The following is a 25,470-nucleotide window of genomic DNA, read 5'->3' on the forward strand; positions in this document are numbered from 1 at the left end:
TAATAAAAAAGAGGTTTTCATGTCTAAAAAAAGAGTTAAAATCATACTTATATCTTTATTCTCAATATTCATTTTATATTTTATTTTTAGCGAAAATAAAGCTATAAAAACAGTATTTGAGTTTGAAGATATCGAGCTTCTATCTCTTTCAAAGAAAGCGGATGATAGTAGTTTTGATCAAGAAAAATCTTCAAAAGAGTTTTTAGATAATTATTTTAAAGTATGGAATCAAAATAAATTATCTATTTCAAAAGAAGATGCTATGTGGGGATTCTCTGTAAAAGATGTCACAAGATATTTAGAAAACTTAAATAGTTTTACACCTGATTGGATAGAATATATGTATTTTTATTCTGATTTTGAAAGCTTTAATACAGTTAATAAAAAAGCAATCACAATAAAAAATGCAAACTTAAGAGTATTTCCAACTATTTCACCTCTATTTAAGAACCCTGAAATTCCGGGTGAAGGTTTTCCTTTTGATTACAATCAAAATTCTCTTTTGAAAATAAATACTCCAATCTTTATATCTCATTACTCAAAAGATAAAGCTTGGGCTTACATTGAATCAAGTTATGTTTATGGATGGATTCAAGTTGATTATATAGCTTTTGTAGATGATGAATTTATAAAAGATTTTAGAAATAACAACTATTATATTGCAATAAAAGAGAAATTTGCAATTTACAATCCATTCTTTGTAGAACATATAAAATCAAGTACAATCTTTCCTAAAAAAGATGATAAATTTATTATTGCAAGAAAAGATAAAAATCAAAATGCAAAAATAGATTTTGTAAATATCGAAAAAGAAAATATTACTAATTTCCCTTTAAAAAACAATTTAGAGAATAGAGCAAAAATATTAAAAGAATTTTTAAATGAGCCTTATGGTTGGGGTGGAGCTTTTTTTCATAGAGATTGTTCAAGTTTTACTCAAGATTATTTCTCAATTTTTGCAAAATCATTACCTAGAAACTCAAAAGCACAAACTTCTATTGGAACTTATCATGATATAAGCGATAAATCACTTGAAGATAAAAAGAAATATATTAAAAAATATGCAAAACCTTTTTCAAGTTTAATTTATCTTCCTGGTCATATAGTTCTTTATTTAGGACAATATGAAGGAGAACCAATAATTGCTCATAATCTTTGGAGTATAAAACTAAAAGATAAAAATAATAATGAAAAAAGAAAAATTGTAGGAAAAACTATAATATCCACTTTAGATATAGGAAAAGAACTTGAAGAATACGATGAAGAGAATTCTATTCTAAATAAAGTATCAGGAATCTCTATATTTTAGTAAATAAATCCACTTTTAATCTTCAAAAAGTGGATTTACTATCATTGAATCAAGAACTTGATTCTTAAATTTTATCTCTTCTAGCTGTTTAGCTAAAAAAATGTTCTCTTCATTTAAAGAGATATATTGCGAATATAATCTATTAATATCTTTACTCACATAGTAGATATTATTTTTTACATATATTCTTGGTAAAAAGATAAAAATAGCTGTAAAAAATATAATATAAGCTATAAATAATGAGTTTTTACTATTTAATTTAATCAAATTTAAATAACCTTAATTTTGCACTTCTGCTTCTTGGATTTTGTCTTATCTCTTCATTTGTAGCAATTAATGGTTTCTTTGTAAGTATTTTTCCTAAGGAGTGATTATTTCCACATTCACATCTAAATACATTTTGTGGACAAATACATTTTTGACTCCACTTCTTAAAATAGTTTTTTACAACTCTATCTTCTAAAGAGTGAAATGAGATTATTGCAATTAAACAATCTTCTATCTTACTATTTTCAATAGACTTAAAAAGTGATTCTAAAACACCTATTTCATTATTTACTTCTATTCTTATTGCTTGAAAAATCAGTGTAGCTGGATGAATCTTTCCTTTAGGAAGTTTATTATAAAAAAATTCTGCTAACTCTTTTGAACTATAAAAAGGTCTATTTTTTACAATTAATGAAGCAACTTTTTTATACTCTCTTATCTCTCCATAATCTTTCAAAATCTTTTCTAAATCATATTCTGAATATGTATTGATAACTTGTGCAGCATCTAAACTTTGAGTTTGATTCATTCTCATATCTAGTGTTTCTGAATTAAATGAAAAACCCCTACTTTGCTTATCTAATTGTAAGGAAGATACCCCAATATCGGCTAAAATCCCTTTTATTGGTAATTCTTTATATTTATCAATAATATTTTCAAAGTTACCAAAAGAGAAAGTAACTCTTTGTTCAAACTCTTTTAATCTATTTTTACTAAAATCCAAAGCTTCAAGATCTTGATCATTACAAATTAAATTTACTTTGTCATTTTGTTTTAGTAATCCACTACTATGTCCTGCATAACCTGTTGTACAATCAATTATATATCCATTTTCTACATTTTTAAATGATTCTAAAACTTCATTGTATAAAACTGGAATATGTGGTATTTCTTGCAATATAAGCCTTTTAATTTAAATTGCAATATAATACCAAAAAACAATTTAAGGCATAAATTATATGTTAAATCAAGATACAGTAAAACTTCTATCTGAACTATCTTTATCAATGTTTACAAAAAACTTTTTTGGAATATACCAAGGTGCAATATCTGCAAAATTAGATCAAGAACATTTTATAATAAATTCAAAAGATGCCGTATTTGATAATCTTGATGAAAAATCTTTTTGTACTTTAAATATGAATAAACAAGATTATAGATGGAATATTGCAAGTTATGATGCAATAACACATTCAACGATATATACAAATATTCATGAAGCAAAATATATAGCTTTTGCCATGCCAATATATACAACTGCTTATACTTTAGTTCATGATAATATAGTTTTTGAAGATTACTTAGGAAAAACAATATTTGGAGAAATCTCAATATATAATCCAGGAGATTTAAAAACTTGGAAAAAAAGATCAGCGCTAGAAATTACAAGAGAAATAAAATATACTGACCATAATTTAATGGTAATAAAAGGTGTAGGCACTTATATTTATGATAGAAACATTCATGAACTTGTAAAAAAAATTGCTATTTTAGAAAATTCATGCAGATTACTTAGTATAAAAAGTACATTTTTATAATTAAAACTCTTTAAAAAATTCTACTAGATATATAAATATTAGCTTAAAAATTCTACTTATTTACTCATTTAACTCATTTTTTGAAGATTTTAAGATAAATTATTATGAAAACGTATAGAATTTAGGAAACTTAAAGTTTAACTATAATAAAGTTTTCTCAATTTATTTTATATGAGGAGTTATCCATGAACAAAGCTGAATTTATTGACGCAGTTGCTGCAAAAGCAGGTTTATCTAAAAAAGATGCTAAAGGTGCAGTTGATGCAGTTTTAGAAACAATTACAGAGGCACTAGTAAAAAGAGATTCTGTAAGCTTTATAGGGTTTGGAACATTCTCTACTGCTCCTAGAGCGGCTAGAGTTGCAAAAGTTCCAGGAACAGACAAAACTGTTAATGTACCTGCAACTACTGTTGCTAAATTTAAAGTTGGTAAAGCTTTAAAAGAAGCAGTAGCAAAATAATTTAACTTATTTTAGTACTAAAGAGCCTTATCTTACGATGGGCTCTTTTTTTATTCCCTAAACTATAATGGCTCTGTGGCGGAATTGGTAGACGCGTGCGATTCAAAATCGTATTCCACTGGAGTGCCGGTTCGATTCCGGCCAGGGCTACCATTACTTAATTAATTATATAATCAATTAATCTTTTATTACTTATAATTTGGCTCAATATTTCACTAAATTAAAATTATATTTCTTATTCTCTACTCAAATCTTTATTATCTTATAAGATTAATATATAACTCTCTATTAAAATTAATCTAATAATCTATTTACTTCTTCTTCATCTAAAGTTCTTATTCCTAACTCTATTGCTTTATCATATTTACTTCCAGAATCTTCTCCATAAATCAAGAAATCAGTTTTTTTAGACACACTTGAAGATACTTTAGCTCCTAAGTCCTCAAAAAAACTTTTCATTTCATCCCTACTTTTACTCATAGTTCCAGTTATTACAACTGTCTTTGATTTAAAAGGATTATTCTTAGCTTCTTCTTTTATAATAAATTTGGGTTCTAAAATTTCAAATAACTTTAAAACTATATCCTTATTTACTCTCATAAACTCTAAAAAAGAGTTTGCCATTTGCTCACCTATTCCATCAATGCTTATTAACTCTTCATATTTAGCTTCTACTAAATTTAAAGCAAACTTATTACAAATTGCTTTTGATGCAACTTCTCCAATATGCTCTATCCCTAAAGCTGTTATTACTCTATATAATTCACTATTTTTTGAATTATCAATTGCCCTTAATAAATTATTTATCTTTTTTTCTTTAAATCCTTCAAGATTTTCTAAATCTTCATACCTTAAAGAATATATATCCAAAATATCATAAATCTTTTTTTCACGAACTAAAAGTTCAACTATTTTCTCACCTAAACCATCAATATTCATACAATTTTTACTTGCAAAATATATAATAGAATTTACAACTCTTGAAGAACAATCAAGGTTTTGACATTTAATCATAATATCTTCAACTAAAAGTTCTCTTTGACAATTTGGACAATTAACTGGTTTTATAATATCAATTTGTGTTCCATCTCTTCTCTCAATTAAAACTTTTGTAATTTTTGGAATTACATCTCCACTTCTTATAATAATTATCTCATCATTTATTTTTAAATCTAATCTTTTTATTTCATCAAAATTATGTAATGTAGCTCTTTCAACAATAGCTCCATCAATTTCAACAGCTTCTACTTTAGCAACAGGAGTAACGACTCCTGTTCTACCTACTTGAAGTATAATATCTTTTAATTTTGTAGTTTTTTCAATAGCTGGAAATTTATATGCACATGACCATCTTGGAAATTTTTGTGTATATCCTAAAATATTTTGAATATTTATATCATCTATTTTTATAATCATTCCATCAAGAAGCATAGAGAAGTCATCTCTTTTTGCTAACATCTCTTTATATGTTTCAATTATTTCATTGATATTTTTAACTCTTATTTGCATAGGTGATCTTTCAAAACCTAATGAAAATATATATTCCATCATATCACTAGTTTTTTTAAATTCCAAATTATTTTTTCCAACTCCCCAAACATTAAAAAAGAGTTTTCTTTTTGCTGTAATTTTCGAATCAAGTTGTCTTAAACTACCTGCAGCTGCATTTCTTGGATTAGCAAATGTTTGTTCTTCATTTTTTAGTCTATCTTCATTTATCTTAATAAAATCATCTTTTTTTATTACAATTTCGCCTCTTATTTCAATAAGCGATTTTTCAGAAATCTCTAAAGGTATAGAGTGTATTGTTAAAACATTATGTGTAACATCTTCTCCTACACTACCATCACCTCTTGTAATAGCTTGTTGTAATAATCCATTTTCATAAATAAGATTTAAACTAGCTCCATCAAACTTTGGTTGAATAAAAAAACTAAACTCTCTTTCAACCTTTGAAGCTCTTGTTATCCAATCTTCAAGTTCTCTATTATTAAATATATCTTCTTGACTCCACATACGACTTAAATGTGAAGCTTTTTTAAAGTTATCTAATACATGTCCACCAATTCTGTTATTTGGAGAATTTGGATGTACTAAGCTAGGGTTAGTTTCTTCAAATTTTAAACATTTTCTTGAAAGTTTATCATACTCATCATCACTAGCTATTGGCTCATCATCTACATAATAAGCCTTAGCCCATAAAATTAATTTATTTATATTTATATCATATTCGTTCTTTGTCATAAATCATTTCTTTTACATTTTATTTTCTAGATTATATCATTCTTTGGTAGTTAATTAAATAAAAGAGATTAGGGGAAGTTGTTGGGGTATGGGTATAAAAAAAGCTTAGCTTGCTTTATAAAAAGACATATAAAGAAAGCTAAGCTTTTGTAAAATATAAAATAAATACTCAAGAGTTGGCAGTGACCTACGTTTCCACAGGGGGACCCTGCAGTATTATCGGCGATGAAGTGCTTGACTACCAGGTTCGGAATGGGGTCTGGGTATTTCCACTTCTCTTTAACCACCAACAAATTTGAGTAGTAAAAGCTTATATCAAACTCTTAATACTCAAATCAGATTGAGTTAAATCTAATGCTAAAGTCTTCTTCATATAATATTGTCTAAAACAAACTACTAAGTATACACTTAATAAGATAGTAAAACCAAAGAATTCATAAAAAAAGCCAAACGTTCTATTAGTACTGGTCAGCTAAAGGGCTTACACCCATTACACATCCAGCCTATCAACCAGCTAGTCTTGCTGGGAACTTCAGGGAAAGTTCATCTTAGAGTTGGCTTCGAGCTTAGATGCTTTCAGCTCTTATCACATCCCAACGTGGCTACCCAACGATGCTCTTGGCAGAACAATTGGTACACCAGTGGTTGGTTCATCCCGGTCCTCTCGTACTAGGGACAAATCTCTTCAACTTTCCTACGCCCACGGAAGATAGGGACCGAACTGTCTCACGACGTTCTGAACCCAGCTCGCGTACCGCTTTAAATGGCGAACAGCCATACCCTTGGGACCGACTACAGCCCCAGGATGCGATGAGCCGACATCGAGGTGCCAAACCTCCCCGTCGATGTGAGCTCTTGGGGGAGATCAGCCTGTTATCCCCGGCGTACCTTTTATCCTTTGAGCGATGGCCCTTCCACACAGAACCACCGGATCACTATGACCGACTTTCGTCTCTGTTCGACTTGTAGGTCTCACAGTCAAGCTAGTTTATGCCATTATACTCAACAAGCGATTTCCATCCGCTTTGAACTAACCTTTGTAAGCCTCCGTTACTATTTAGGAGGCGACCGCCCCAGTCAAACTACCCACCAGACATTGTCCTGAATGAGGATAACTCATCGCAGTTAGTAACTCGAATATTCAAGGGTGGTATCTCAAGGATGGCTCCGACTCTACTTGCGTCTAGTCATCATAGCCTCCCACCTATCCTGCACATGAATATCCAAGCTACAGTGTCAAGCTGTAGTAAAGGTGCACGGGGTCTTTCCGTCTTTCCGCGGGTAGGAGGAATTTTCACCTCCACTACAATTTCACTGGATCCCTCTTTGAGACAGCTCCCATCTCGTTACGCCATTCATGCAGGTCAGTATTTAACTGACAAGGAATTTCGCTACCTTAGGACCGTTATAGTTACGGCCGCCGTTTACTCGGGCTTCGATCAAATGCTTCGCTTACGCTGACATCATCAATTAACCTTCGAGCACCGGGCAGGCGTCACACCTTATACATCCACTTACGTGTTAGCAAAGTGCTGTGTTTTTGGTAAACAGTCGGGAGGGACTCTTTGTTGCAACCTCTTTGGCTTTCGAAAGCAAGTTTCTATACCATAGTAGGCACACCTTATACCGAAGATACGGTGCTATTTTGCAGAGTTCCTTAAAGAGGGTTCTTCCACGCGCCTTAGAATACTCATCCCACCCACCTGTGTCGGTTTACGGTACGGGCAACATATAATATACTTAGTGGCTTTTCTTGGCACGACAGTATCATCGATTCTCCATCTCCTCCGAAGAGTGTCAAGAGCCTGTAAGATCTCGGTCTAATGTTAAGCGGATTTTCCTACTTAACAACCTACTTCCTTCGACCCACTATTCCATCAGTGTGCTCGATTAACTCTATGCGTCCCCACATCGCGCTTATATGTTGGTATTGGAATATTAACCAATTTGCCATCGTCTACTCTTTTCAGACTCGACTTAGGACCCGACTAACCCTACGATGACGAGCATCGCGTAGGAAACCTTGGGTTTTCGGCGTTAAGGATTCTCACCTTAATTATCGCTACTCATGCCTGCATGCTCACTTCTATCCGCTCCAGCACTCCTTACCGGTATACCTTCAACGCTGAATAGAACGCTCTCCTACCACTCAATTAAAAATTGAATCTAAAGCTTCGGTGTACATCTTAGCCCCGTTATATTTTCCGCGCAGAATCACTAGACCAGTGAGCTGTTACGCTTTCTTTAAAGGATGGCTGCTTCTAAGCCAACCTCCTGGTTGTCACAGTAACTCCACATCGTTTTCCACTTAGATGTAACTTAGGGACCTTAGCTGTTAGTCTGGGTTGTTCCCCTCTCGACAATGGATTTTATCACCCACCGCCTGACTCCTGTGATTACACATATAGTATTCATAGTTTGATAGGGTTTGGTACCGCGGTAAGCAGCCCTAGCCCATTCAGTGCTCTACCCCTATATGCTACTACACAAGGCTATACCTAAATATATTTCGGAGAGAACCAGCTATCACGAAGTTTGATTGGCCTTTCACCCCTATCCACAAGTCATCCCAAGACTTTTCAACGTCAGCGGGTTCGGTCCTCCACTGGCTCTTACACCAGCTTCAACCTGCTCATGGATAGATCACTTCGTTTCGGGTCTGCAGCATCTGACTATGTCGCCCTATTAAGACTCGCTTTCGCTACGGCTTCGCACTCGGCTTAACCTTGCCAGACACCACAACTCGCAGGCTCATTATGCAAAAGGCAGTCCATCACCCTGATAAATCATAGGGCTCTGAATGATTGTAAGCTAATGGTTTCAGGTTCTATTTCACTCTGCTCGCTGCAGTACTTTTCACCTTTCCCTCACGGTACTTGTTCACTATCGATCTGTAAGTAGTATTTAGGATTGGAGGGTGGTCCCCCCAGCTTCAGTCAAAATATCACGTGTTCCGACCTACTCAGGATACTATTAGTATTATTGAGAATTTTAATTACAGGAGTATCACCTTCTATGCTTTAGCTTTCCAACTAATTCTTCTATTCTCTTTAATTACACATTATAGTCCTACAACCCCCTATACAAGTATAGGGTTTGTCCTAATCCCAGTTCGCTCGCCGCTACTATGGGAATCTCAATTGATTTCTCTTCCTCTGGCTACTGAGATGTTTCACTTCACCAGGTTCGCTCCCCGCAGGGTAATATATATCTCTATATATTGGGTTGCCCCATTCAGAAATCCCCGGATCAAAGCTCTTTGGCAGCTCCCCGAGGCTTATCGCAGCCTAATACGTCTTTCATCGCCTCTTACAGTCAAGGCATCCACCATTAGCCCTTAATAGCTTATTTTTTGCCTATAAATATATATACTTAATATATATTTATAATTTGATAATATTCTTTGGCTACTATCTTATTAAACATACATCTAATAATCTAGTTGTGTTATATCATTATTGATATGAAATTTATTTTTAAACTCAAATATCTCTATTTAAATTTACGAAAAAATTTTAAAGACTTTAACATTATATTTTTAAATATCACTCTAGTTATGAAACCAGATATAAATTCTTAATCTCTCTTAAAAACTTATATCTAATCTCTTTTTCACATATATGGTGGAGAATAGCGGGATCGAACCGCTGACCTCCTGCGTGCAAAGCAGGCGCTCTCCCAGCTGAGCTAATTCCCCAAAAGATTATTTAATGGTGGGCCTATCAGGACTTGAACCTGAGACCTCACGATTATCAGTCGAGCGCTCTAGCCAGCTGAGCTATAGGCCCCTTCACCTACATGTGTTTCTCTAAATAACCTTTATAAACCGAACATATATTGTTAATTGTTTATCTATTAATAAGCAAATATTAATAGTTTTTCTTTGAAAGGAGGTGATCCAACCGCAGGTTCTCCTACGGTTACCTTGTTACGACTTCACCCCAGTCGCCAAATCCACTGTGGAAGGTAGCTACTTTAGCATCCCCGCTTCGAATGAGTTCGACTCCCATGGTGTGACGGGCGGTGAGTACAAGACCCGGGAACGTATTCACCGTAGCATAGCTGATCTACGATTACTAGCGATTCCAACTTCATGTAGTCGAGTTGCAGACTACAATCCGAACTGGGAGATATTTTATAAGATTTGCTCCACATCACTGTATCGCAGCTCACTGTATATCCCATTGTAGCACGTGTGTAGCCCTGGACGTAAGGGCCATGATGACTTGACGTCGTCCTCACCTTCCTCCTACTTGCGTAGGCAGTCTGTTTAGAGTTCTCAGCCAAACTGTTAGCAACTAAACACGAGGGTTGCGCTCGTTGCGGGACTTAACCCAACATCTCACGACACGAGCTGACGACAGCCGTGCAGCACCTGTATATAAGTTTCTGCAAGCAGACACCAATCAATCTCTTGAAAGTTCTTACTATGTCAAGTCCAGGTAAGGTTCTTCGCGTATCGTCGAATTAAACCACATGCTCCACCGCTTGTGCGGGTCCCCGTCTATTCCTTTGAGTTTTAATCTTGCGACCGTACTCCCCAGGCGGTACACTTAATGTGTTAACTGCATTACTGCAAGATCAAGTCTCACAACAACTAGTGTACATCGTTTAGGGCGTGGACTACCAGGGTATCTAATCCTGTTTGCTCCCCACGCTTTCGCATCTCAGCGTCAATAGTGTTCCAGTAGATCGCCTTCGCAATCGGTATTCCTTCTGATCTCTACGGATTTTACCCCTACACCAGAAATTCCATCTACCTCTCCCACATTCTAGATTAACAGTTTTCAAAGCAGTTCTATAGTTAAGCTATAGGATTTCACTTCAAACTTATCAATCCGCCTACATGCTCTTTACGCCCAGTGATTCCGAGTAACGCTTGCACCCCCCGTATTACCGCGGCTGCTGGCACGGAGTTAGCCGGTGCTTATTCATATAATACCGTCATTATCTTCTTATATAAAAGGAGTTTACGCACCGAAATGTGTCATCCTCCACGCGGCGTTGCTGCATCAGACTTCCGTCCATTGTGCAATATTCCCCACTGCTGCCTCCCGTAGGAGTCTGGACCGTGTCTCAGTTCCAGTGTGACTGATCATCCTCTCAAACCAGTTATGCGTCATAGTCTTGGTAGGCCATTACCCCACCAACTAACTGATACAATACAGGCCAATCTCTTACCGATAAATCTTTCCCTAATATACTTCTGCATATTAGGAATATAAGGTATTAGCAGTCGTTTCCAACTGTTATCCCTTAGTAAAAGGCATATTACCTATACATTACTCACCCGTGCGCCACTTAGCTGACAACTATAGCAAGCTATAGCCCGTTCTCGTTCGACTTGCATGTGTTAAGCACGCCGCCAGCGTTCACTCTGAGCCAGGATCAAACTCTCCATAAATTTTTATTTATTGATGTCTGAATCTGACTTTTTTGTTTTTAATTACTTAATTACAAAATTATCACTCAAAAGTTTATAGACAAGTTTCTATCATATTTATATCTCTATAAATACTAACTTGTACAAATTTTTATTTTTTTAACAATTATATATTCGGTTTATAAAGATTACTCTCTAAAAAAAACCTATCAGATTTTAAAGAACTTATTTAACCGCTCTGGTCAAATTGGACGGGAATTATAATAGGAAAATTCTCCTTTGTCAAGAGCTTAACGCTTAATTGAAGCTTAAATTTGAAAATTCGTCCCTCTACCCATAAATATTACCCCTAATTGCCCTTAAATCAAGGACTCTCTAAATGTAATACTTATAAAGTATTTATTTGATAGAATATTAATTCAAATTTACATATGTTTTAGGAGTGATAATAGTTATGAGTTTATCTATATTTAGAGAGTATGATATTAGAGGAGTATTTAATAAAGAATTAAATGAGGATATAGTTAAAAAGATTGGATTTCATTTAGCAAAAAAACTACTAGTAAGAATTCCAAATGCAAAATATATATCTGTTGGTTATGATGCAAGACTTCATTCACCTATTTTAAAAGATTGGTTAAGCTCTGGAATAAACAAAGCTGGAATAAAAGTTTTGGATATGGGTCTTGTACCAACTCCAACAAACTATTTTACAAACTTTTCTAATTCGTATAATGATAAAAATGAAATATTTCAAGCTGATGGTTCTATTATGATCACAGGTTCACATAATCCGCCTGAGTATAATGGATTTAAAATTACTTTAAATAAGGAACCTTTTTTTGGTGAAGATATTTATGCTTTAGGTAGAGATATTTTAAATGATCAATCTTTAATAGAAGATAATTTCAATTCAATTAAAATAGATGCAAAAAAAAGATATATTGACTATATAGTAGAACATTTTAAACATCTAAAACTAGAAAACAAAAAGTTTGTTTTTGATTGTGGAAATGGTGTTGCAGGAGTTGTATTAAGTGATATATTAACAAAATTAAATATTAAACATAAAATATTATTTGAAACTCCTGATGGAAACTTCCCAAATCACCATCCTGATCCAAGTGATGAAAAAAATTTAGAAGATATAAAAAAAGAGCTAGATTCAAATGAGTTTGATTTTGGTTTTGCTTATGATGGCGATGCAGACAGAATAGCATTACTTTCTAAGAAATATAATTTCAAAGGTGATATTCTTGCAATATTTTTCTCTAAATTTATGCAAAATCCTACAATAATTGGTGAAGTAAAATGTTCACAAGTTATGTATGACACAATAAACTCTTATGGTAAAGCTATTATGTATAAAACTGGTCACTCAAATTTAAAAGTAAAAATAAAAGAGACAAATGCAGATTTTGCAGCTGAAGTATCTGGTCATCTATTTTTTAATGATAGGTACTTTGGTTATGATGATGCTATATACGCTACATTTAGAACTCTTGAATTAATTGATAAAGATTTTGATTTTGATAAAGAGTATGAAGACTTACCAAAAGTATATTCAACACCTGAAATTAATATTACAGTAACAGAAGATACAAAGTTTAAAATTATTGAGGATTTAAAACTTGCTTTACAAAATACAGATTCTACTTTTCCAAAAATAAGAGAAATTATAACAATTGATGGAGTAAGAGTTATTTTTGAAAAAGGTTGGGGCTTAGTAAGAGCTAGTAATACAACTCCAAAACTAGTAACAAGATTTGAAGCAGATACAAAAGAGAATGCAAAGATATATGAAGATGCATTAATTAAACTATTTAATGAGATAAAAAACAAGTAAAAGGAAAAACAATATGAAAAACCCAATAAAGAAATGCCTATTCCCAGCTGCTGGTTATGGTACAAGATTTTTACCAGCAACAAAAGCAACACCAAAAGAGATGTTACCAATTTTAACTAAACCTTTAATTCAATATGGGGTTGAAGAAGCTTTATCAGCTGGAATTGAAAATATGGCAATAGTAACTGGTCGTGGTAAAAGAGCAATTGAAGATCACTTTGATATATCTTATGAACTTGAACATCAAATAAAAGGTACAAGTAAAGAGCACTATTTAAATGAAATTAGAAATGTTATTACAAAATGCACTTTCTCTTACACAAGACAAATTGAGATGAAAGGATTAGGTCATGCTATTTTATCTGGTGAAAATCTTATAGGAAATCAACCTTTTGCTGTTTTACTTGCAGATGATTTATGTGATGCACCTGATAATGGTGTTTTATCTCAAATGGTTGAACTTTATAAAAAATATACTTGTTCAATAGTTGCAATAGAAGAAATCCCAAAAGAAGATACAAATAAATATGGAGTAATTGCTGGAAATGAGATTGAACCTGGAATTTTTATGGTAAAAGACATGGTTGAAAAACCAGAACCACAAGATGCACCATCTAATTTAGCAATTATTGGAAGATATATTTTAACTCCTGATATCTTTGATATCTTAAGAGAGACAAAACCAGGCAAAGGTGGAGAGATTCAAATTACAGATGCTCTACTTACTCAAGCAAAAAAAGGAATGGTTTTAGCATTTAAATTTAAAGGTCAAAGATTTGATTGTGGAAGTATTGATGGTTTTGTAAAAGCTACAAACTATTTTTATGATAAATCTATAAAAGATGAGAAAAAAGAGAAGGCGAAGAAATAATGCAAAACACTCTTTATTATCCAAAGGTATCTTTAAAAGATGAAGATATTTTTAATGCAATAAAACAAGAAAGAGATAGCATTGGATATTACTCTTTAGCTTTTTGTGAAACTCAAGAGTTGAAATCAAAACTTGATTCTTTAAATTTTAAACAAAATAAGATTGCTATTATTGGAATTGGTGGAAGTACTTTAGGAACATATGCTATTTATAATTTTCTAAAATACCATAAGCAAAATAATCAAACTTTAAAAAAAGAGATTCTATTTTTTGAAAGTACAGATCCTGTAAATTTAAATGGAACAATTTCACAACTAGATTTAGAAGATACTCTTTTTATAATAATCTCTAAATCTGGAACTACAATTGAGACTATTTCTATTTTTAAGTATCTTAGTTCTATTGTGGATATGAATAAAGATAATCTTTTAGTAATTACAGAATATGATAGTAAATTAAATAGCTTTGCAAAAACAAACAATCTTATTACATTTGAAATACCAAAAAATGTAGGTGGAAGATTTTCTGTTTTATCAAATGTTGGTTTAGTTCCTTTATATTTAGCTGGTTTTGATATTGATGAACTTTTAAGAGGTGCAAGATATATATCTACTTCATTTTTTGAACAAAACTCTTTATATGACACAATTTTAAAAAAAGCAAGAACATATTATGAGTATAAAGATATTTATAATATAAATGCTGTTTTCTCATATTCTCAACTTCTTGAAGGCTTTAATAAATGGTATGTGCAACTTTGGGGAGAAAGCCTTGGTAAAATTGATATAAATAATGCAAACCAAGGTTTAACTCCAATTGGACTTCTTGGTCCTGTTGACCAACACTCTTTTTTACAACTAATTGTAGAAGGTAAAAGAGATAAAAGTGTAACATTTATAAAAATTAAAGATTTTAAAGATGATACGAAAATATCATCAATATCTTTAGAAGCTTTGGAAGAACTTGATTATATAAATAATATTGATTTCAAAGAGCTTATAAATCTTCAAGCAGATGCAACTATTGCTTCAGTTAAAGAGTATCAAAAAGATATTCCTATTGATATTATTGAAATTGAAGAAATAAGCGAATATGAAATAGGTAAACTTCTATTTTATTATGAACTTTTAACATCTGTTGTTGGACAATTCTTAAGAATTGACACTTATAATCAACCAGGAGTTGAAGGTGGTAAAATTATTTTAAAAGAGTTATTAAAATCAAAAAAATAAAGAATAATTTATGGAACATATATTTACAAGTTTAATACCAATTTTCTCTCTAATAATGATTGGTTACTTATTTAAAAAAATAAGTTTCCCTTCAAATGATTTTTGGCCAATGGCTGATAAGCTTACATACTATATTTTAATGCCATCTTTATTAATAATTACTCTTTCAAAAGCTAAATTTGAAGCAAATAGTATAACTTTAATTTTTGTTTCACTTCTTGCTATTTTATTAACAATGATATCTCTTATGATTTTTAATAAAATAAGTTCTACATCAAATAGCTCTTTTACTTCAATAGTTCAAGGTGGAATAAGATTTAATACTTATGTGTTTTTAGCTTTAAGTGGCTCTATATTTGGAAAAGATGGTTTAGTTTTGGCAGCAATTATAATAACTTTTGCAATACCTTTTTTAAATGTTTTATCTATTTCTACTTTTGCTTTATATTCACAAAACAATAAAATTGATTTTGTGTATTTAGTAAAATCTATTTTCAAAAATCCTTTGATAATATCTTGTATTATTGGAGCAGGAATAAACTTTGTAGGCGTTTCTCTTCCTATTAGTATAGAAAACTTATTAAAAATTTTAAGTAGTGCAGCTCTTCCTTTAGGTCTTTTATCAATAGGTTATACATTAGTTTTAAAAGATATAACAAGTGCAAAAAAAGATTTGACTATAACTATGTTTGCAAAATTTATAGTTTTACCTTTATTTATGTTTTTTCTAGCAAAAGCTTTTCATTTAGATGAAATAATGATATCTATTTTAGTTCTATTTGCAATTATGCCAACAGCACCAAGTGCATTTATACTTGCAAGGCAACTTGGAGGAGATTTATCTTTAATGACAACTATTATTACAGTGCAAACAATAATATCTGCACTTTTTTTAATAGTTTTTTTAAACTACTTTAACTAAATAATAGAAGATTTTAAAACAACTTCTATTATTAGTTTTACTGCTAAAATTGTTAATAATATTTTTAAAATTATTGAAAATCTTTTTCCATCAATTAAATTTCTAGCTTTTGTTCCCACATAACTTCCTAAAACTGCTCCACAAATCATAGAGATAATTATCCAAATATAATCAAAAAAGACAAAGCCAAAATATATAAAAACTAAAACTTTAAGGAAATGAGTTAAACTCATAAGTAAAGCACCTGTTGCAACAACTTTATCTTTATCTTTAAAATCTTTTAATAAAAGTGTCATTGTAAGTGGTCCTGTTGCTCCCACAACCATAGAAAGTCCTGTTTGGAAAAATCCAGCAATATAATAGTTTTCATATCTTTTTATCTTTTCATTAAATTTTTGACTCCATAATGAAAGCAAAATATAAATACCAATAAATAAAGGAACATATTCTAAAGAGATTAGAGTTAAAATTCCAGCAAAAAATGATATTCCAACAAAAGAACCTATTAAGAACTTTGGAACAACACTATATTCTATATCTTTTCTTCCAAAAAAAGCACGACTTAAATTACTTGAAACTTGAGTAAGTCCATGCACAGGTATTAGTGCATTTGTTGGTAAAAATGAAGGTAAAATGGCTATAAGCATCATTCCACCACCAATTCCAACAATAGCAGCAACAACAGATGTAAAAAAAGTAAGAAAACCTAAAAATAACTCTTCCAAAACTAATCCTAATTAAAAAATTATAGAAAAATACCCAATAATAGCTTTATTATACAAATCAAGATAAAATATATCCTTTAATTAAAAGGAAAAACAAATGAGAATATTTTTAATACTTACTATATTTTTATCAAATTTTTTACTAGCAAACTACAATTACACTGGTCAAAATAGTGGAAAAATTGATATGCATGGAAAGAAAAATAATAGTTTTATAGAAGGTTCAAACTCTTTTGGAAATAAAAACCTAAATAATATTGGAATAGCAAAACCAAAGAATCCAGAAGAACCAAAAAAACCAAATAGTTTAATAGATGAAAAAAAGGATAATAAAAAATGAAAAAAACTTATAAATTTATATCATGGAATGTAAATGGAATAAGAGCTGTTGATAAAAAAGATGCTCTAAAATGGATAGATGATGATAATATTGATATTTTAGGAGTACAAGAGACAAAATCACAAATAGATCAAATTCCAAAATCAATATTTACAAAAGAGTTTAACTTCAAATTAGCTAGTCAATCTGCTATAAAAGGCAGAAGTGGAACTGCACTTTTTAGTGATATTGAACCATTTTTTGAATCAACTTGTCAAAAAATAGATATTTTAGACGAAGGAAGAATAAACGAAATTCATTTTAATATAAAAGATAAAAAGATTGCATATTTTAATATATATTTTCCAAATGGACAAAGCAATGAAGATAGATTAAATTATAAAATGGAATTTTATGATAGATTTTTAGAATATTGCAAAGAGCTTAGAAATGATGGTTTTTCTATAATTGTTTGTGGTGATGTAAATACAGCTCACGAGCCAATAGATTTAGCAAGACCAAAAGCAAATGAAAACACAAGTGGATTTTTACAAATGGAAAGAGATTGGATAAGTAAATTTATAGATGAAGGTTTTTTAGATACTTTTAGACTTATAAATGGTGATTTAAAAGATAAATACTCTTGGTGGAGTTATAGAGCAAATGCAAGAGAAAATAATGTTGGCTGGAGAATTGATTACTTTTTTGTAAGTAAAGATTTAGAAACTTTTGTAAAAGATGCTTATATTATGGATGATATTTTTGGAAGTGATCACTGCCCTGTTGCCTTAACAATGGAGTTCTAAAATTTATAAAAGAAGTAAAATTTATTTATACTTCTTTTAGTGTTTTAAAACTATTTATTAATCCTGCTAATACTACAAATAAAAGTCCTACAAAATATATCATTAATATTGCTTCATCAAAAACTATTACTAAAAAAAATGCTGATAAAATTGGTATTAAAAATGTAAATGGTGCCACTTTTGAAGCATCAAAAATCTGAAGTCCTTTTATCCAAAATAGATATGAAATTCCATTTATAAAAACTCCATTTACTAAAATAGCAATCCAATCTTTTGATTCCGGGATTACAAAACTTGAGAAAGTTTGCATTGTAAAAAATGAATATATTGTTGCACTAAGAAAATAAATCATAACTGCATTTACAGCATCAATTCTTACTTTTTTACTTAAAACTGAAAAAAGAGCAAAACAAAAAGCAGATAACAAAACTACAAGCAATACATCAATATTTTCAAAATTCAGATTTGAAATATCTCCTTTACTTATAACTAAAAAAACTCCTATAAAACCGAAAGTTACAGCGAAAAGCTTTCTTTTTGTAAACTTCTCTTTTAAAATAAACAAAGATAAAACAACTATAAATATTGGCCAAGTATATTGAATAACCAAAACTTCAATAGAATTTGCACTATGGTAACCAAAATATAAAAGAAGGTAAAACATAAAATCTAAAAAACCTAAAGCAAATAAAACAAAAAAAATCTTTTTTGTGTAGCTTAAAATCTCTTTTAAATTTTTATTTACAAGTGCTACAAATAATAAAGATAAAAAAGAGAATAAAGATGAATAAAACATATATTGATAATGATCCAAATTTGATTGAGCTAATTTTACAAAAATCCCAAGTAAAGACCAAAGAAAAATACATAAAGCTATATATATGACTCCTAGTTTTGTTTGTGAAATAATCATTTTAAACTAAGCCCTACTCTTTGTTTTTCCAAATCTATACTCAATACTTTTAAGTTTTCTAAATTTTGATTTATACTTAAAACCTCACTTGGATGAGATAACCTTTTTTGTGAAATTTGTGAAATATGTAAAAGAGCATCATTTTTTAATCCAATATCTACAAATGCACCAAAATCTGTAATATTTCTTACAATTCCACTCAAGATAAATCCCTCTTTTAAATCATTTATATCTAAAATATCATTTGCAAACTTTATTTGATTAAACTCCAATCTTACATCATATCCAGGTTTTAAAAGTTCATTTACTATATCTTTTACTTTTATACTTGTTGTATTTAAATCATTTGCCACTTCTTCAAAATCTTTAATTTCTTCAATTTTGTAATCTTTTTGAAGTTTTAAGCTTATTTCATAATCTTCTGGATGAATTGCTGTATTATCTAAAATAGTATCTCCATCTTTTATTCTTAAAAAACCCACGCTTTGTTCATAAGATTTTGTTCCAAGTCCTTTTACTTTAAGAAGTTGTGATTTTGTTTTAAAGTTCTTAATCTTTTCTCTATATTCAACTATATTTTGTGCAAGTTTTTCACTAATTCCTGATACAAAAGATAGAAGTTTATATGAAGCTGAGTTTAAATCCACACCAACTTTATTTACTAAATCTATTGTAGTATTCTCTAATTTTTTTGCTAACTCTTTTTGATTTACATCATGTTGATACTGCCCAATTCCTAATGATTTAGGATCGATTTTTACAAGTGCAGCCATTGGGTCACGAAGTCTTTGAGCAATAGAAATTGCACCTCTTATTGTAACATCAATATTTGGATACTCTTGCGAAGCTATTTTTGAAGCTGAATATACACTAGCTCCTATTTCACTAACTATTGCATAAGATATATCTAGTTTTTCTTCTTTTATTAAATTATCAATAAATATTGCTGCTTCTCTTGAAGCTGTTCCATTTCCTATTGCAATTGCTGTAATTTTATATTTATTTATAACTTCCAAAATAATTTTTTTTGAGTTTATAAAATCCTCTCTTGGTTTTGTAGGATATATAATTCCACTATCCAAATATAGTCCATTTTCATCAATTACAGCCAGTTTACAACCTGTTTTATATCCAGGATCAACTCCTAAAATAACTTGATTAACCAAAGGTGCTGTTTGTAAAAGCTCTTTTAAATTCTTACCAAAAAGTTCAATAGCTTCACTCTCTGCTCTTTGTTTCAAATCAGATATTGCCTCTTTTTTCAAAGAAGGAAGTAATAGCCTTTTTAATCCATCTTTATATGCATCAAAGACAAACTCACTTGAATTTTGTGCAAAGCTTGGTATTTTGTATTTTTTTATATTTTCTAAAATATTCTTTTCATCTATTTCTATTTTTATCTTTAATTCATTTTCATTTACAGCTCTTAAAATAGCTAAAATTCTATGAGATTTTATATATCTTAATTTTTCATTTGTATTTTCAAAAGAGCTATAAAGTCCATCTTTTTTGAACTCTTTTCCAGCACTTATTTCTAAACTTGCCCAATTGTTTATAGAATTTCTTATTATCTCTTTTGACTTTACATCATCAGCATATCTTTGTGCAATTATATCTTTTGCACCATTTATAACATCATCTTCTGTTAGTACATCTTTATTTAAAAACTGTTTTGCTTTATTAAAACACTCATCTTTTGTATATTTCATACTTTGTATAATATTTGCCATTGGTTCAAGTCCATTTTCAATAGCTTTTAAAGTTCTTGAAGATTTTTTCTCTTTAAATACTGAATATATATCTTCTAAATTTGTCAAAGTTTCAGATAATTCTATATCTTTTAAAGTTTTCTCATCTAAAAAACCTCTTTCTTTTAAAATATCTTTTATCTCTTCTTTTCTATTTAAAAGTTTTTTTGAATACTCATAAATATCTTCAAATTTTCTAAGCTGTTCATCTGTTGCACTATTTGTATAATCTTTTCTATATCTTGCAATAAAAGGGATAGTACATCCATCTTCAAGTAGTTTTATTATATTTTCTATAATAGTTTTTTCTAGTTTTGTTTTTTCTTCTAATATTTTAATTAAGTTCATTATATCTTCTTCTTAGTTTTTTGAAATTGTAGATGATAATTGTGAATAAAGAGCTTATGTTAGTTTAAATATGGTGCAGATGGAGGGATTTGAACCCTCACAGCTGTTGCCACTACCACCTCAAGATAGCGTGTCTACCGTTCCACCACATCTGCTTTAAGAAAATTAAGATTGTGATTATATCTATTTTTTCTTAAAGCTTATTTATATATATTTATAATCATTTTTATATTCAACATAGTGCAAAGCATGTTCTTTAAGACCTTTTACTTCATCATCACTTAATTCTCTTACAACTTTAGCAGGACTTCCCATAATTAAACTTTTAGGTGGAAAAACTTTTCCATAAGTTACAAGTGAATTTGCTCCAACAATACTTCCTTCTCCTATAACTGCATTATCTAAAATAGTGGCTCCCATTCCTATTAAGCAATTATCTTCTATTTTACAACCATGAAGTATAACTTTATGCCCTACTGTAACATTTTCTCCAATAATTGTTTTAGAATCTTTATCTGTGTGAATACATGATAAATCTTGAATATTTGAATTTTTACCTATTATAACTTCATTTACATCTGCTCTAATAACACAACCAAACCATACAGAAACATCTTCTGCAAGTTTAACTCTTCCTATTACATCAGCACTTGGTGCAATCCAAGCTTTTGTATGAATTTCTGGATAAAACTCTTTATAATTTAGTATCATATCTTCTCCTTTTTGTTATTAACAAATTTTAAGAGATGATTTTAATAAAAGTAAGTAGCAAATAAGTTGCAATTCTAGGAAAATTCCTAGAATATACATTTTTATGTAGTATTATTTCTGTTTTTTACCTGCAATAACAAGTCTTAATGCATTTAGTCTAATAAACCCTTCTGCATCTTTTTGATTATATACTTCATCTTTTTCAAATGTAGAATAAGCATCATCATATAGTGATTTGCTAGATTCTCTTCCTACAACCATTATATTTCCTTTGTAAAGTTTTAATTTTACTTTACCTTCTACATTCTTTTGTGTTGCATCAATAGATGCTTGTAACATCTCTCTTTCTGGACTGAACCAATATCCTTGATAGATAAGTTTTGCATATTTTGGCATTAATTCATCTTTTAAATGTGCAGCTTCTCTATCTAAAGTCAATGATTCAATAGCTCTGTGAGCTTTTAGCATAATTGTTCCACCTGGAGTTTCATAACAACCTCTTGCCTTCATACCAACATATCTATTTTCAACAATATCTACTCTTCCAATACCATGTTTATTTCCAAGTTCATTTAAAGCTAAAAGTAAATTTGCTGGAGATAATTTTTCACCATTTAGTGCAATTGGATCTCCATTTTTATACTCTATTTCAATATATTCAGCCTTATTTGGAGCATTTTCAGGACTTGTTGTCCAAAGCCACATTGATTCTTCAGGTTCATTTGCAGGATTTTCTAAATGTAAACCTTCATAAGAGATATGTAAAAGATTGGCATCCATTGAATATGGGCTTATTTTTGGATTTCCATTTTCATCAACATGTTTTTGAGAAATTTCTATTCCATTTTTTCTAGCATATTCAAGTAAGCTCTCTCTTGAGTTTAATTCCCACTCTCTCCAAGGTGCAATAACTTTTAAATCTGGATTTAAAGCCAAAGCTCCAAGCTCAAATCTTACTTGGTCATTTCCTTTTCCTGTTGCTCCATGAGATACAGCTTGTGCACCTTTCTCATTTGCAATTTCAACAAGTTTTTTTGCAATTAATGGTCTAGCTATTGATGTTCCTAAAAGATACTCTCCCTCATAAATAGCATTTGCTCTAAACATTGGGAAAACATAATCTTTTACAAACTCTTCTTTTAAATCTAAAATATATACATTTTCAGGTTTTATTCCACAAGCTATTGCTTTTTTTCTAGCTGGTTCAACCTCTTCACCTTGTCCTAAATCAGCTGTAAATGTAATAACTTCAGCACTATATTCATCTTGAAGCCATTTTAAAATAATAGATGTATCAAGTCCACCACTATATGCAAGTACTACTTTTTTTATATCTTTTTTGCTCATAATCTTTCCTAATTTTGGTAAATATTGGTGCGGATAATACCAAAGTTTTACTATAAAACCATTTAAACAAATTTAATTTTATTTTGTTATAATCTTGCCTATGAGAATAGATAAATTTTTAAATAGTGTAAATATCACAAAAAGAAGAGCAATAGCTGAAGATATGTTGGAGCATAAAGTTGTTTTTTTAAATAATATTGCAGTTAAAAAAGCTAAAGAGGTAAAAGTTGGAGATATTATAGAGATAAAATATCTTGAAAATAGTGAAAAATTCAAGATTTTACAAATCCCAACAACAAAATCAACACCAAAATCAAAAATAGATGAATATGTACAAAGGATAAATTAGTATGTTTTTAGAAACAAAAGCAAAATTTGATGAGATTTTCCAAAATAAATTACAATCTGAAGATATAAGAGAGTATTTTTTAGAGTTATACAATAGAGGAGAAACTGCTTCTGAATTTGCAGGAGCTGCAAGTTCTATGAGAGATTATCTAATTCCACTTCCAATAGATGAAGAGTTAAGAAAAAAATCTATTGATATTGTTGGAACTGGTGGAGATAAAAGTTATAGTTTTAATATATCAACAACAGTTTCAATTCTTTTAGCTTCAGCTGGGTGCTATGTAGCAAAACATGGAAATAGAAGTGTTACAAGTAAAAGTGGAAGTGCTGATATGCTAGAAGCTTTGGGTATAAATTTAAATATTAGTTTAGAAAATAGTGCAAAAATGTTAAAAGATACTGGTTTTGCTTTTATGTTTGCAGCTAATCATCATCCAGCTATGAAATATATAACTCCTGTTAGAAAAACTATTGATCATAGAACAATTATGAATATAATTGGTCCACTTTGTAGTCCAGCTGGAGTTGAAAAGATAGTTTTAGGTGTATATAGTAAAGAGTTTATCAATAAAATAGCAAGTGCTCTTGATATGCTTGATTGCAAAAGAGCTATGGTTGTAGCTTCAAAAGATGGTATGGATGAGATTTCAATATCTGATATTACATATGCAAGTACTTTAAATAATGGTAAGCTAAATGAATTTGAGATAAACCCTGAAAACTATGGTTTAAAATTAGCTTCAAAAGATGATATTGTAGGAGAAGGTCCAAAAGAGAATGCTCTAATTACAAAAAATATTTTAGAAGGAAAAGAATTTGGGGCTAAACTTGATATTGTTTTACTAAATGCTGCTGCTGCTCTTTTTGTTGATGAAAAAGCAAGAGATATAAAAGAAGGTATAGAAATAGCAAGAGATGCAATTTCTAGTGGAAAATCAAAGAAAAAACTAGAAGAGATAATATCATTTTCAAAAAGGCTAAACTCTTGAAAATAAAAGAGTTTTTACTAAAAGAAGATGAAATATTAGATTTAATAGATTACTTAAAATCTATTCTAGAAAATCAAGATAAAATTATTCTTTTAAAAGGTGATTTAGCAAGTGGAAAAACAACTCTTGTAAGAAACTTTGTAAAATCTTTAGATATAGAAGATTATGTAAACTCCCCTACTTTTTCACTTCAAGTAGTTTATTCAGACAATATTTTTCACTATGATTTATATAATAAAACTTTACAAGATTTTATAGCCTTAGGAATGCTTGAAGAGTTTGAAAAAGATGGTTTACATTTTATAGAGTGGGCAGATGAAAGTTTAGAAAATATTTTAAGTGATTATGGATTTTCATTTTTAAAAATAGAGATTGAAAAAAAAGATAATAAAAGGTTGTATAAAGTTTATGAATAATCTAAGAATAGAAAATATCAAAAAAAATATTAAAAAAACACAAATACTACACGGAATAAGTCTTGAAGTAAATACAGGTGAAATAGTTGGTCTTTTAGGACCAAATGGTGCTGGAAAAACAACAACTTTTTATACAGTTTGTGGTCTTGTAAAACCAAGTAGTGGAAATGTTTTTTTCGACAATGAAGATATAACAGCTCTTCCTCTTCATAAAAGAGCATTAAAAGGAATTGGTTATTTACCTCAAGAGTCATCAATTTTTAAAGAGTTAAGTGTTGAAGACAATCTTTTATTGGCAGCTGAAATTGCTTATAAAGATAAAGAGACTCAAGAAAAAAGAGTAGAAGAACTTTTACAACTACTAAATATTGAACCAATTAGACAAAGAAAAGGTGTATCTTTATCAGGTGGAGAAAGAAGAAGAACTGAAATAGCAAGAGCTTTGGTTTCAAATCCAAAATTTCTTTTACTAGATGAACCATTTGCAGGAGTTGATCCAATAGCTGTAAAAGATATTCAAGATTTAGTAAAAGAGCTAACTTCTTTTAATATTGGAGTTTTAATAACAGACCATAATGTAAGAGAAACTCTACAAATTTGTGATAGAGCTTATGTTATGAAAAGTGGTGCTTTACTTGCAAGTGGAACTTCTGAAGAGATAAAAAATGATCAAAGAGTAAAAGAGCACTATTTAGGCGAAGATTTTAGATTTAGTTAATATTAGGAG

Annotated in this window: 21 protein-coding genes, 4 tRNA genes and 3 rRNA genes; 14 read left to right on the top strand and 14 right to left on the bottom strand. The window is 30.3% G+C overall.

Annotation, left to right across the window (positions count from 1 at the left end):
* Positions 1-19: 19 nt before the first annotated feature.
* The gene (locus ATH_RS05480; protein ID WP_066184332.1) at positions 20-1,309 is read left to right on the top strand and encodes a C40 family peptidase; all 1,290 of its coding nucleotides are present in this window, start codon (positions 20-22) and stop codon (positions 1,307-1,309) included.
* Between the two features lie 15 nt (positions 1,310-1,324).
* On the opposite strand, the gene ATH_RS05485 is transcribed toward ATH_RS05480, so the two are convergent.
* Together ATH_RS05485 and rsmH are read right to left on the bottom strand one after the other, a co-directional pair.
* A complete protein-coding gene (locus ATH_RS05485) occupies positions 1,325-1,576 on the bottom strand; it encodes a hypothetical protein (protein ID WP_066173713.1) in 252 nt (83 codons plus the stop codon).
* Complete coding sequence (gene rsmH / locus ATH_RS05490) at positions 1,569-2,474, bottom strand: 16S rRNA (cytosine(1402)-N(4))-methyltransferase RsmH (RefSeq protein WP_066184335.1); 906 nt, start codon at positions 2,472-2,474, stop codon at positions 1,569-1,571. Before rsmH ends, ATH_RS05485 begins: the two co-directional genes overlap by 8 nt.
* 61 nt (positions 2,475-2,535) lie before the next feature.
* Between rsmH and ATH_RS05495 the strand changes: the two genes are divergently transcribed.
* From ATH_RS05495 to ATH_RS05505, 3 genes are all read left to right on the top strand, one after another.
* Positions 2,536-3,114: a class II aldolase and adducin N-terminal domain-containing protein gene (locus ATH_RS05495; protein ID WP_066184337.1), complete on the top strand. Its 579-nt coding sequence runs from the start codon at positions 2,536-2,538 to the stop codon at positions 3,112-3,114.
* A 185-nt stretch (positions 3,115-3,299) separates the two neighbouring features.
* Positions 3,300-3,575, top strand: a complete 276-nt coding sequence (locus ATH_RS05500) for an HU family DNA-binding protein (protein WP_066184339.1) — start codon at positions 3,300-3,302, stop codon at positions 3,573-3,575.
* A gap of 69 nt (positions 3,576-3,644) precedes the next feature.
* A tRNA-Leu gene (locus ATH_RS05505) sits at positions 3,645-3,728 on the top strand.
* Between the two features lie 141 nt (positions 3,729-3,869).
* Here the strand turns inward: ATH_RS05505 and ligA are convergent.
* From ligA to ATH_RS05535, 6 genes are all read right to left on the bottom strand, one after another.
* Positions 3,870-5,819 carry an NAD-dependent DNA ligase LigA gene (ligA, locus tag ATH_RS05510; RefSeq protein ID WP_066184348.1) on the bottom strand — a complete coding sequence of 650 codons (1,950 nt, stop codon included), beginning with the start codon at positions 5,817-5,819 and terminating at the stop codon, positions 3,870-3,872.
* Between the two features lie 174 nt (positions 5,820-5,993).
* A 5S ribosomal RNA gene (gene rrf, locus ATH_RS05515) occupies positions 5,994-6,110 on the bottom strand.
* Between the two features lie 146 nt (positions 6,111-6,256).
* Positions 6,257-9,170: ribosomal RNA gene (locus ATH_RS05520) — 23S ribosomal RNA — on the bottom strand.
* 270 nt (positions 9,171-9,440) lie between these two features.
* Positions 9,441-9,516: transfer RNA gene (locus ATH_RS05525), tRNA-Ala, on the bottom strand.
* Between the two features lie 14 nt (positions 9,517-9,530).
* Positions 9,531-9,607, bottom strand: a tRNA-Ile gene (locus ATH_RS05530).
* Positions 9,608-9,705: 98 nt separating this feature from the next.
* A 16S ribosomal RNA gene (locus tag ATH_RS05535) occupies positions 9,706-11,223 on the bottom strand.
* The 16S, 23S and 5S rRNA genes sit together here with 2 tRNA genes alongside, the layout of an rRNA operon.
* Positions 11,224-11,656: 433 nt before the next feature.
* Here ATH_RS05535 and ATH_RS05540 point away from each other — a divergent pair.
* Genes ATH_RS05540 through ATH_RS05555 form a run of 4 tightly spaced genes read left to right on the top strand, consistent with a single transcriptional unit; the run spans position 11,657 to position 16,073 of the window.
* On the top strand, positions 11,657-13,048 hold the full coding sequence (locus ATH_RS05540; RefSeq protein ID WP_066390348.1) for a phosphomannomutase/phosphoglucomutase: 1,392 nt from the start codon (positions 11,657-11,659) through the stop codon (positions 13,046-13,048).
* A 13-nt stretch (positions 13,049-13,061) separates the two neighbouring features.
* Positions 13,062-13,919, top strand: a complete 858-nt coding sequence (gene galU / locus ATH_RS05545) for a UTP--glucose-1-phosphate uridylyltransferase GalU (protein ID WP_066390346.1) — start codon at positions 13,062-13,064, stop codon at positions 13,917-13,919.
* Positions 13,919-15,151: a glucose-6-phosphate isomerase gene (locus ATH_RS05550; RefSeq protein ID WP_066390345.1), complete on the top strand. Its 1,233-nt coding sequence runs from the start codon at positions 13,919-13,921 to the stop codon at positions 15,149-15,151. The genes galU and ATH_RS05550 overlap by 1 nt, the downstream gene beginning before the upstream one ends.
* Before the next feature lie 10 nt (positions 15,152-15,161).
* Positions 15,162-16,073 (top strand): AEC family transporter, encoded by a 912-nt coding sequence (locus tag ATH_RS05555; protein ID WP_066390344.1) that lies wholly within the window; start codon positions 15,162-15,164, stop codon positions 16,071-16,073.
* Here the strand turns inward: ATH_RS05555 and ATH_RS05560 are convergent.
* Positions 16,070-16,798, bottom strand: coding sequence for a sulfite exporter TauE/SafE family protein (locus ATH_RS05560; RefSeq protein WP_066184423.1), 729 nt, complete (start codon positions 16,796-16,798; stop codon positions 16,070-16,072). The two genes, ATH_RS05555 and ATH_RS05560, sit on opposite strands and share 4 nt — an antisense overlap.
* A gap of 97 nt (positions 16,799-16,895) precedes the next feature.
* On the opposite strand from ATH_RS05560, the gene ATH_RS05565 reads away from it, so the two are divergent.
* The gene (locus ATH_RS05565) at positions 16,896-17,138 is read left to right on the top strand and encodes a hypothetical protein (protein WP_066184426.1); all 243 of its coding nucleotides are present in this window, start codon (positions 16,896-16,898) and stop codon (positions 17,136-17,138) included.
* Positions 17,135-17,923: an exodeoxyribonuclease III gene (xth, locus tag ATH_RS05570; protein WP_066184429.1), complete on the top strand. Its 789-nt coding sequence runs from the start codon at positions 17,135-17,137 to the stop codon at positions 17,921-17,923. The genes ATH_RS05565 and xth overlap by 4 nt, the downstream gene beginning before the upstream one ends.
* A gap of 25 nt (positions 17,924-17,948) precedes the next feature.
* On the opposite strand, the gene ATH_RS05575 is transcribed toward xth, so the two are convergent.
* From ATH_RS05575 to ATH_RS05595, 5 genes are all read right to left on the bottom strand, one after another.
* Positions 17,949-18,836 (bottom strand): DMT family transporter, encoded by an 888-nt coding sequence (locus ATH_RS05575; RefSeq protein ID WP_066184434.1) that lies wholly within the window; start codon positions 18,834-18,836, stop codon positions 17,949-17,951.
* Positions 18,833-20,932: a helix-hairpin-helix domain-containing protein gene (locus tag ATH_RS05580; RefSeq protein WP_083190957.1), complete on the bottom strand. Its 2,100-nt coding sequence runs from the start codon at positions 20,930-20,932 to the stop codon at positions 18,833-18,835. Before ATH_RS05580 ends, ATH_RS05575 begins: the two co-directional genes overlap by 4 nt.
* A gap of 71 nt (positions 20,933-21,003) precedes the next feature.
* Positions 21,004-21,087 (bottom strand) — tRNA-Leu (locus ATH_RS05585).
* Between the two features lie 49 nt (positions 21,088-21,136).
* Entirely contained in the window at positions 21,137-21,643 is a 507-nt protein-coding gene (locus ATH_RS05590) for a gamma carbonic anhydrase family protein (protein WP_066184440.1), read from the bottom strand.
* Positions 21,644-21,754: 111 nt separating this feature from the next.
* Positions 21,755-22,990: an argininosuccinate synthase gene (locus ATH_RS05595; protein ID WP_066184443.1), complete on the bottom strand. Its 1,236-nt coding sequence runs from the start codon at positions 22,988-22,990 to the stop codon at positions 21,755-21,757.
* Positions 22,991-23,090: 100 nt separating this feature from the next.
* On the opposite strand from ATH_RS05595, the gene ATH_RS05600 reads away from it, so the two are divergent.
* From ATH_RS05600 to lptB, 4 genes are read left to right on the top strand one after another with little or no spacing between them, the layout of a single operon-like run.
* Positions 23,091-23,339, top strand: coding sequence for a S4 domain-containing protein (locus ATH_RS05600; protein ID WP_066184448.1), 249 nt, complete (start codon positions 23,091-23,093; stop codon positions 23,337-23,339).
* A gap of 1 nt (position 23,340) precedes the next feature.
* Positions 23,341-24,327 carry an anthranilate phosphoribosyltransferase gene (gene trpD / locus ATH_RS05605; protein ID WP_066184451.1) on the top strand — a complete coding sequence of 329 codons (987 nt, stop codon included), beginning with the start codon at positions 23,341-23,343 and terminating at the stop codon, positions 24,325-24,327.
* Positions 24,324-24,743 (top strand): tRNA (adenosine(37)-N6)-threonylcarbamoyltransferase complex ATPase subunit type 1 TsaE, encoded by a 420-nt coding sequence (gene tsaE / locus ATH_RS05610; RefSeq protein ID WP_306457610.1) that lies wholly within the window; start codon positions 24,324-24,326, stop codon positions 24,741-24,743. The genes trpD and tsaE overlap by 4 nt, the downstream gene beginning before the upstream one ends.
* A complete protein-coding gene (gene lptB / locus ATH_RS05615; RefSeq protein WP_066184763.1) occupies positions 24,736-25,461 on the top strand; it encodes an LPS export ABC transporter ATP-binding protein in 726 nt (241 codons plus the stop codon). The genes tsaE and lptB overlap by 8 nt, the downstream gene beginning before the upstream one ends.
* The last annotated feature ends 9 nt before the right edge of the window (positions 25,462-25,470 follow it).

The sequence above is a fragment of the Aliarcobacter thereius LMG 24486 genome (assembly GCF_004214815.1).
In the GTDB taxonomy this organism is placed as follows: domain Bacteria; phylum Campylobacterota; class Campylobacteria; order Campylobacterales; family Arcobacteraceae; genus Aliarcobacter; species Aliarcobacter thereius.

Excerpts from the sequence above, each read along its gene's own strand:
- ATH_RS05480 (WP_066184332.1), top strand. The coding sequence starts at position 20 with ATGTCTAAAAAAAGAGTTAAAATCATACTTATATCTTTATTCTCAATA.
- ATH_RS05580 (WP_083190957.1), bottom strand. The coding sequence starts at position 20,932 with ATGAACTTAATTAAAATATTAGAAGAAAAAACAAAACTAGAAAAAACT.
- ATH_RS05595 (WP_066184443.1), bottom strand. The coding sequence starts at position 22,990 with ATGAGCAAAAAAGATATAAAAAAAGTAGTACTTGCATATAGTGGTGGA.
- ATH_RS05500 (WP_066184339.1), top strand. The coding sequence starts at position 3,300 with ATGAACAAAGCTGAATTTATTGACGCAGTTGCTGCAAAAGCAGGTTTA.
- ATH_RS05550 (WP_066390345.1), top strand. The coding sequence starts at position 13,919 with ATGCAAAACACTCTTTATTATCCAAAGGTATCTTTAAAAGATGAAGAT.
- ATH_RS05565 (WP_066184426.1), top strand. The coding sequence starts at position 16,896 with ATGAGAATATTTTTAATACTTACTATATTTTTATCAAATTTTTTACTA.
- trpD (WP_066184451.1), top strand. The coding sequence starts at position 23,341 with ATGTTTTTAGAAACAAAAGCAAAATTTGATGAGATTTTCCAAAATAAA.
- lptB (WP_066184763.1), top strand. The coding sequence starts at position 24,736 with ATGAATAATCTAAGAATAGAAAATATCAAAAAAAATATTAAAAAAACA.
- ATH_RS05555 (WP_066390344.1), top strand. The coding sequence starts at position 15,162 with ATGGAACATATATTTACAAGTTTAATACCAATTTTCTCTCTAATAATG.
- ATH_RS05590 (WP_066184440.1), bottom strand. The coding sequence starts at position 21,643 with ATGATACTAAATTATAAAGAGTTTTATCCAGAAATTCATACAAAAGCT.
- ATH_RS05575 (WP_066184434.1), bottom strand. The coding sequence starts at position 18,836 with ATGATTATTTCACAAACAAAACTAGGAGTCATATATATAGCTTTATGT.
- xth (WP_066184429.1), top strand. The coding sequence starts at position 17,135 with ATGAAAAAAACTTATAAATTTATATCATGGAATGTAAATGGAATAAGA.
- galU (WP_066390346.1), top strand. The coding sequence starts at position 13,062 with ATGAAAAACCCAATAAAGAAATGCCTATTCCCAGCTGCTGGTTATGGT.
- ATH_RS05600 (WP_066184448.1), top strand. The coding sequence starts at position 23,091 with ATGAGAATAGATAAATTTTTAAATAGTGTAAATATCACAAAAAGAAGA.
- ATH_RS05540 (WP_066390348.1), top strand. The coding sequence starts at position 11,657 with ATGAGTTTATCTATATTTAGAGAGTATGATATTAGAGGAGTATTTAAT.
- ATH_RS05495 (WP_066184337.1), top strand. The coding sequence starts at position 2,536 with ATGTTAAATCAAGATACAGTAAAACTTCTATCTGAACTATCTTTATCA.
- ligA (WP_066184348.1), bottom strand. The coding sequence starts at position 5,819 with ATGACAAAGAACGAATATGATATAAATATAAATAAATTAATTTTATGG.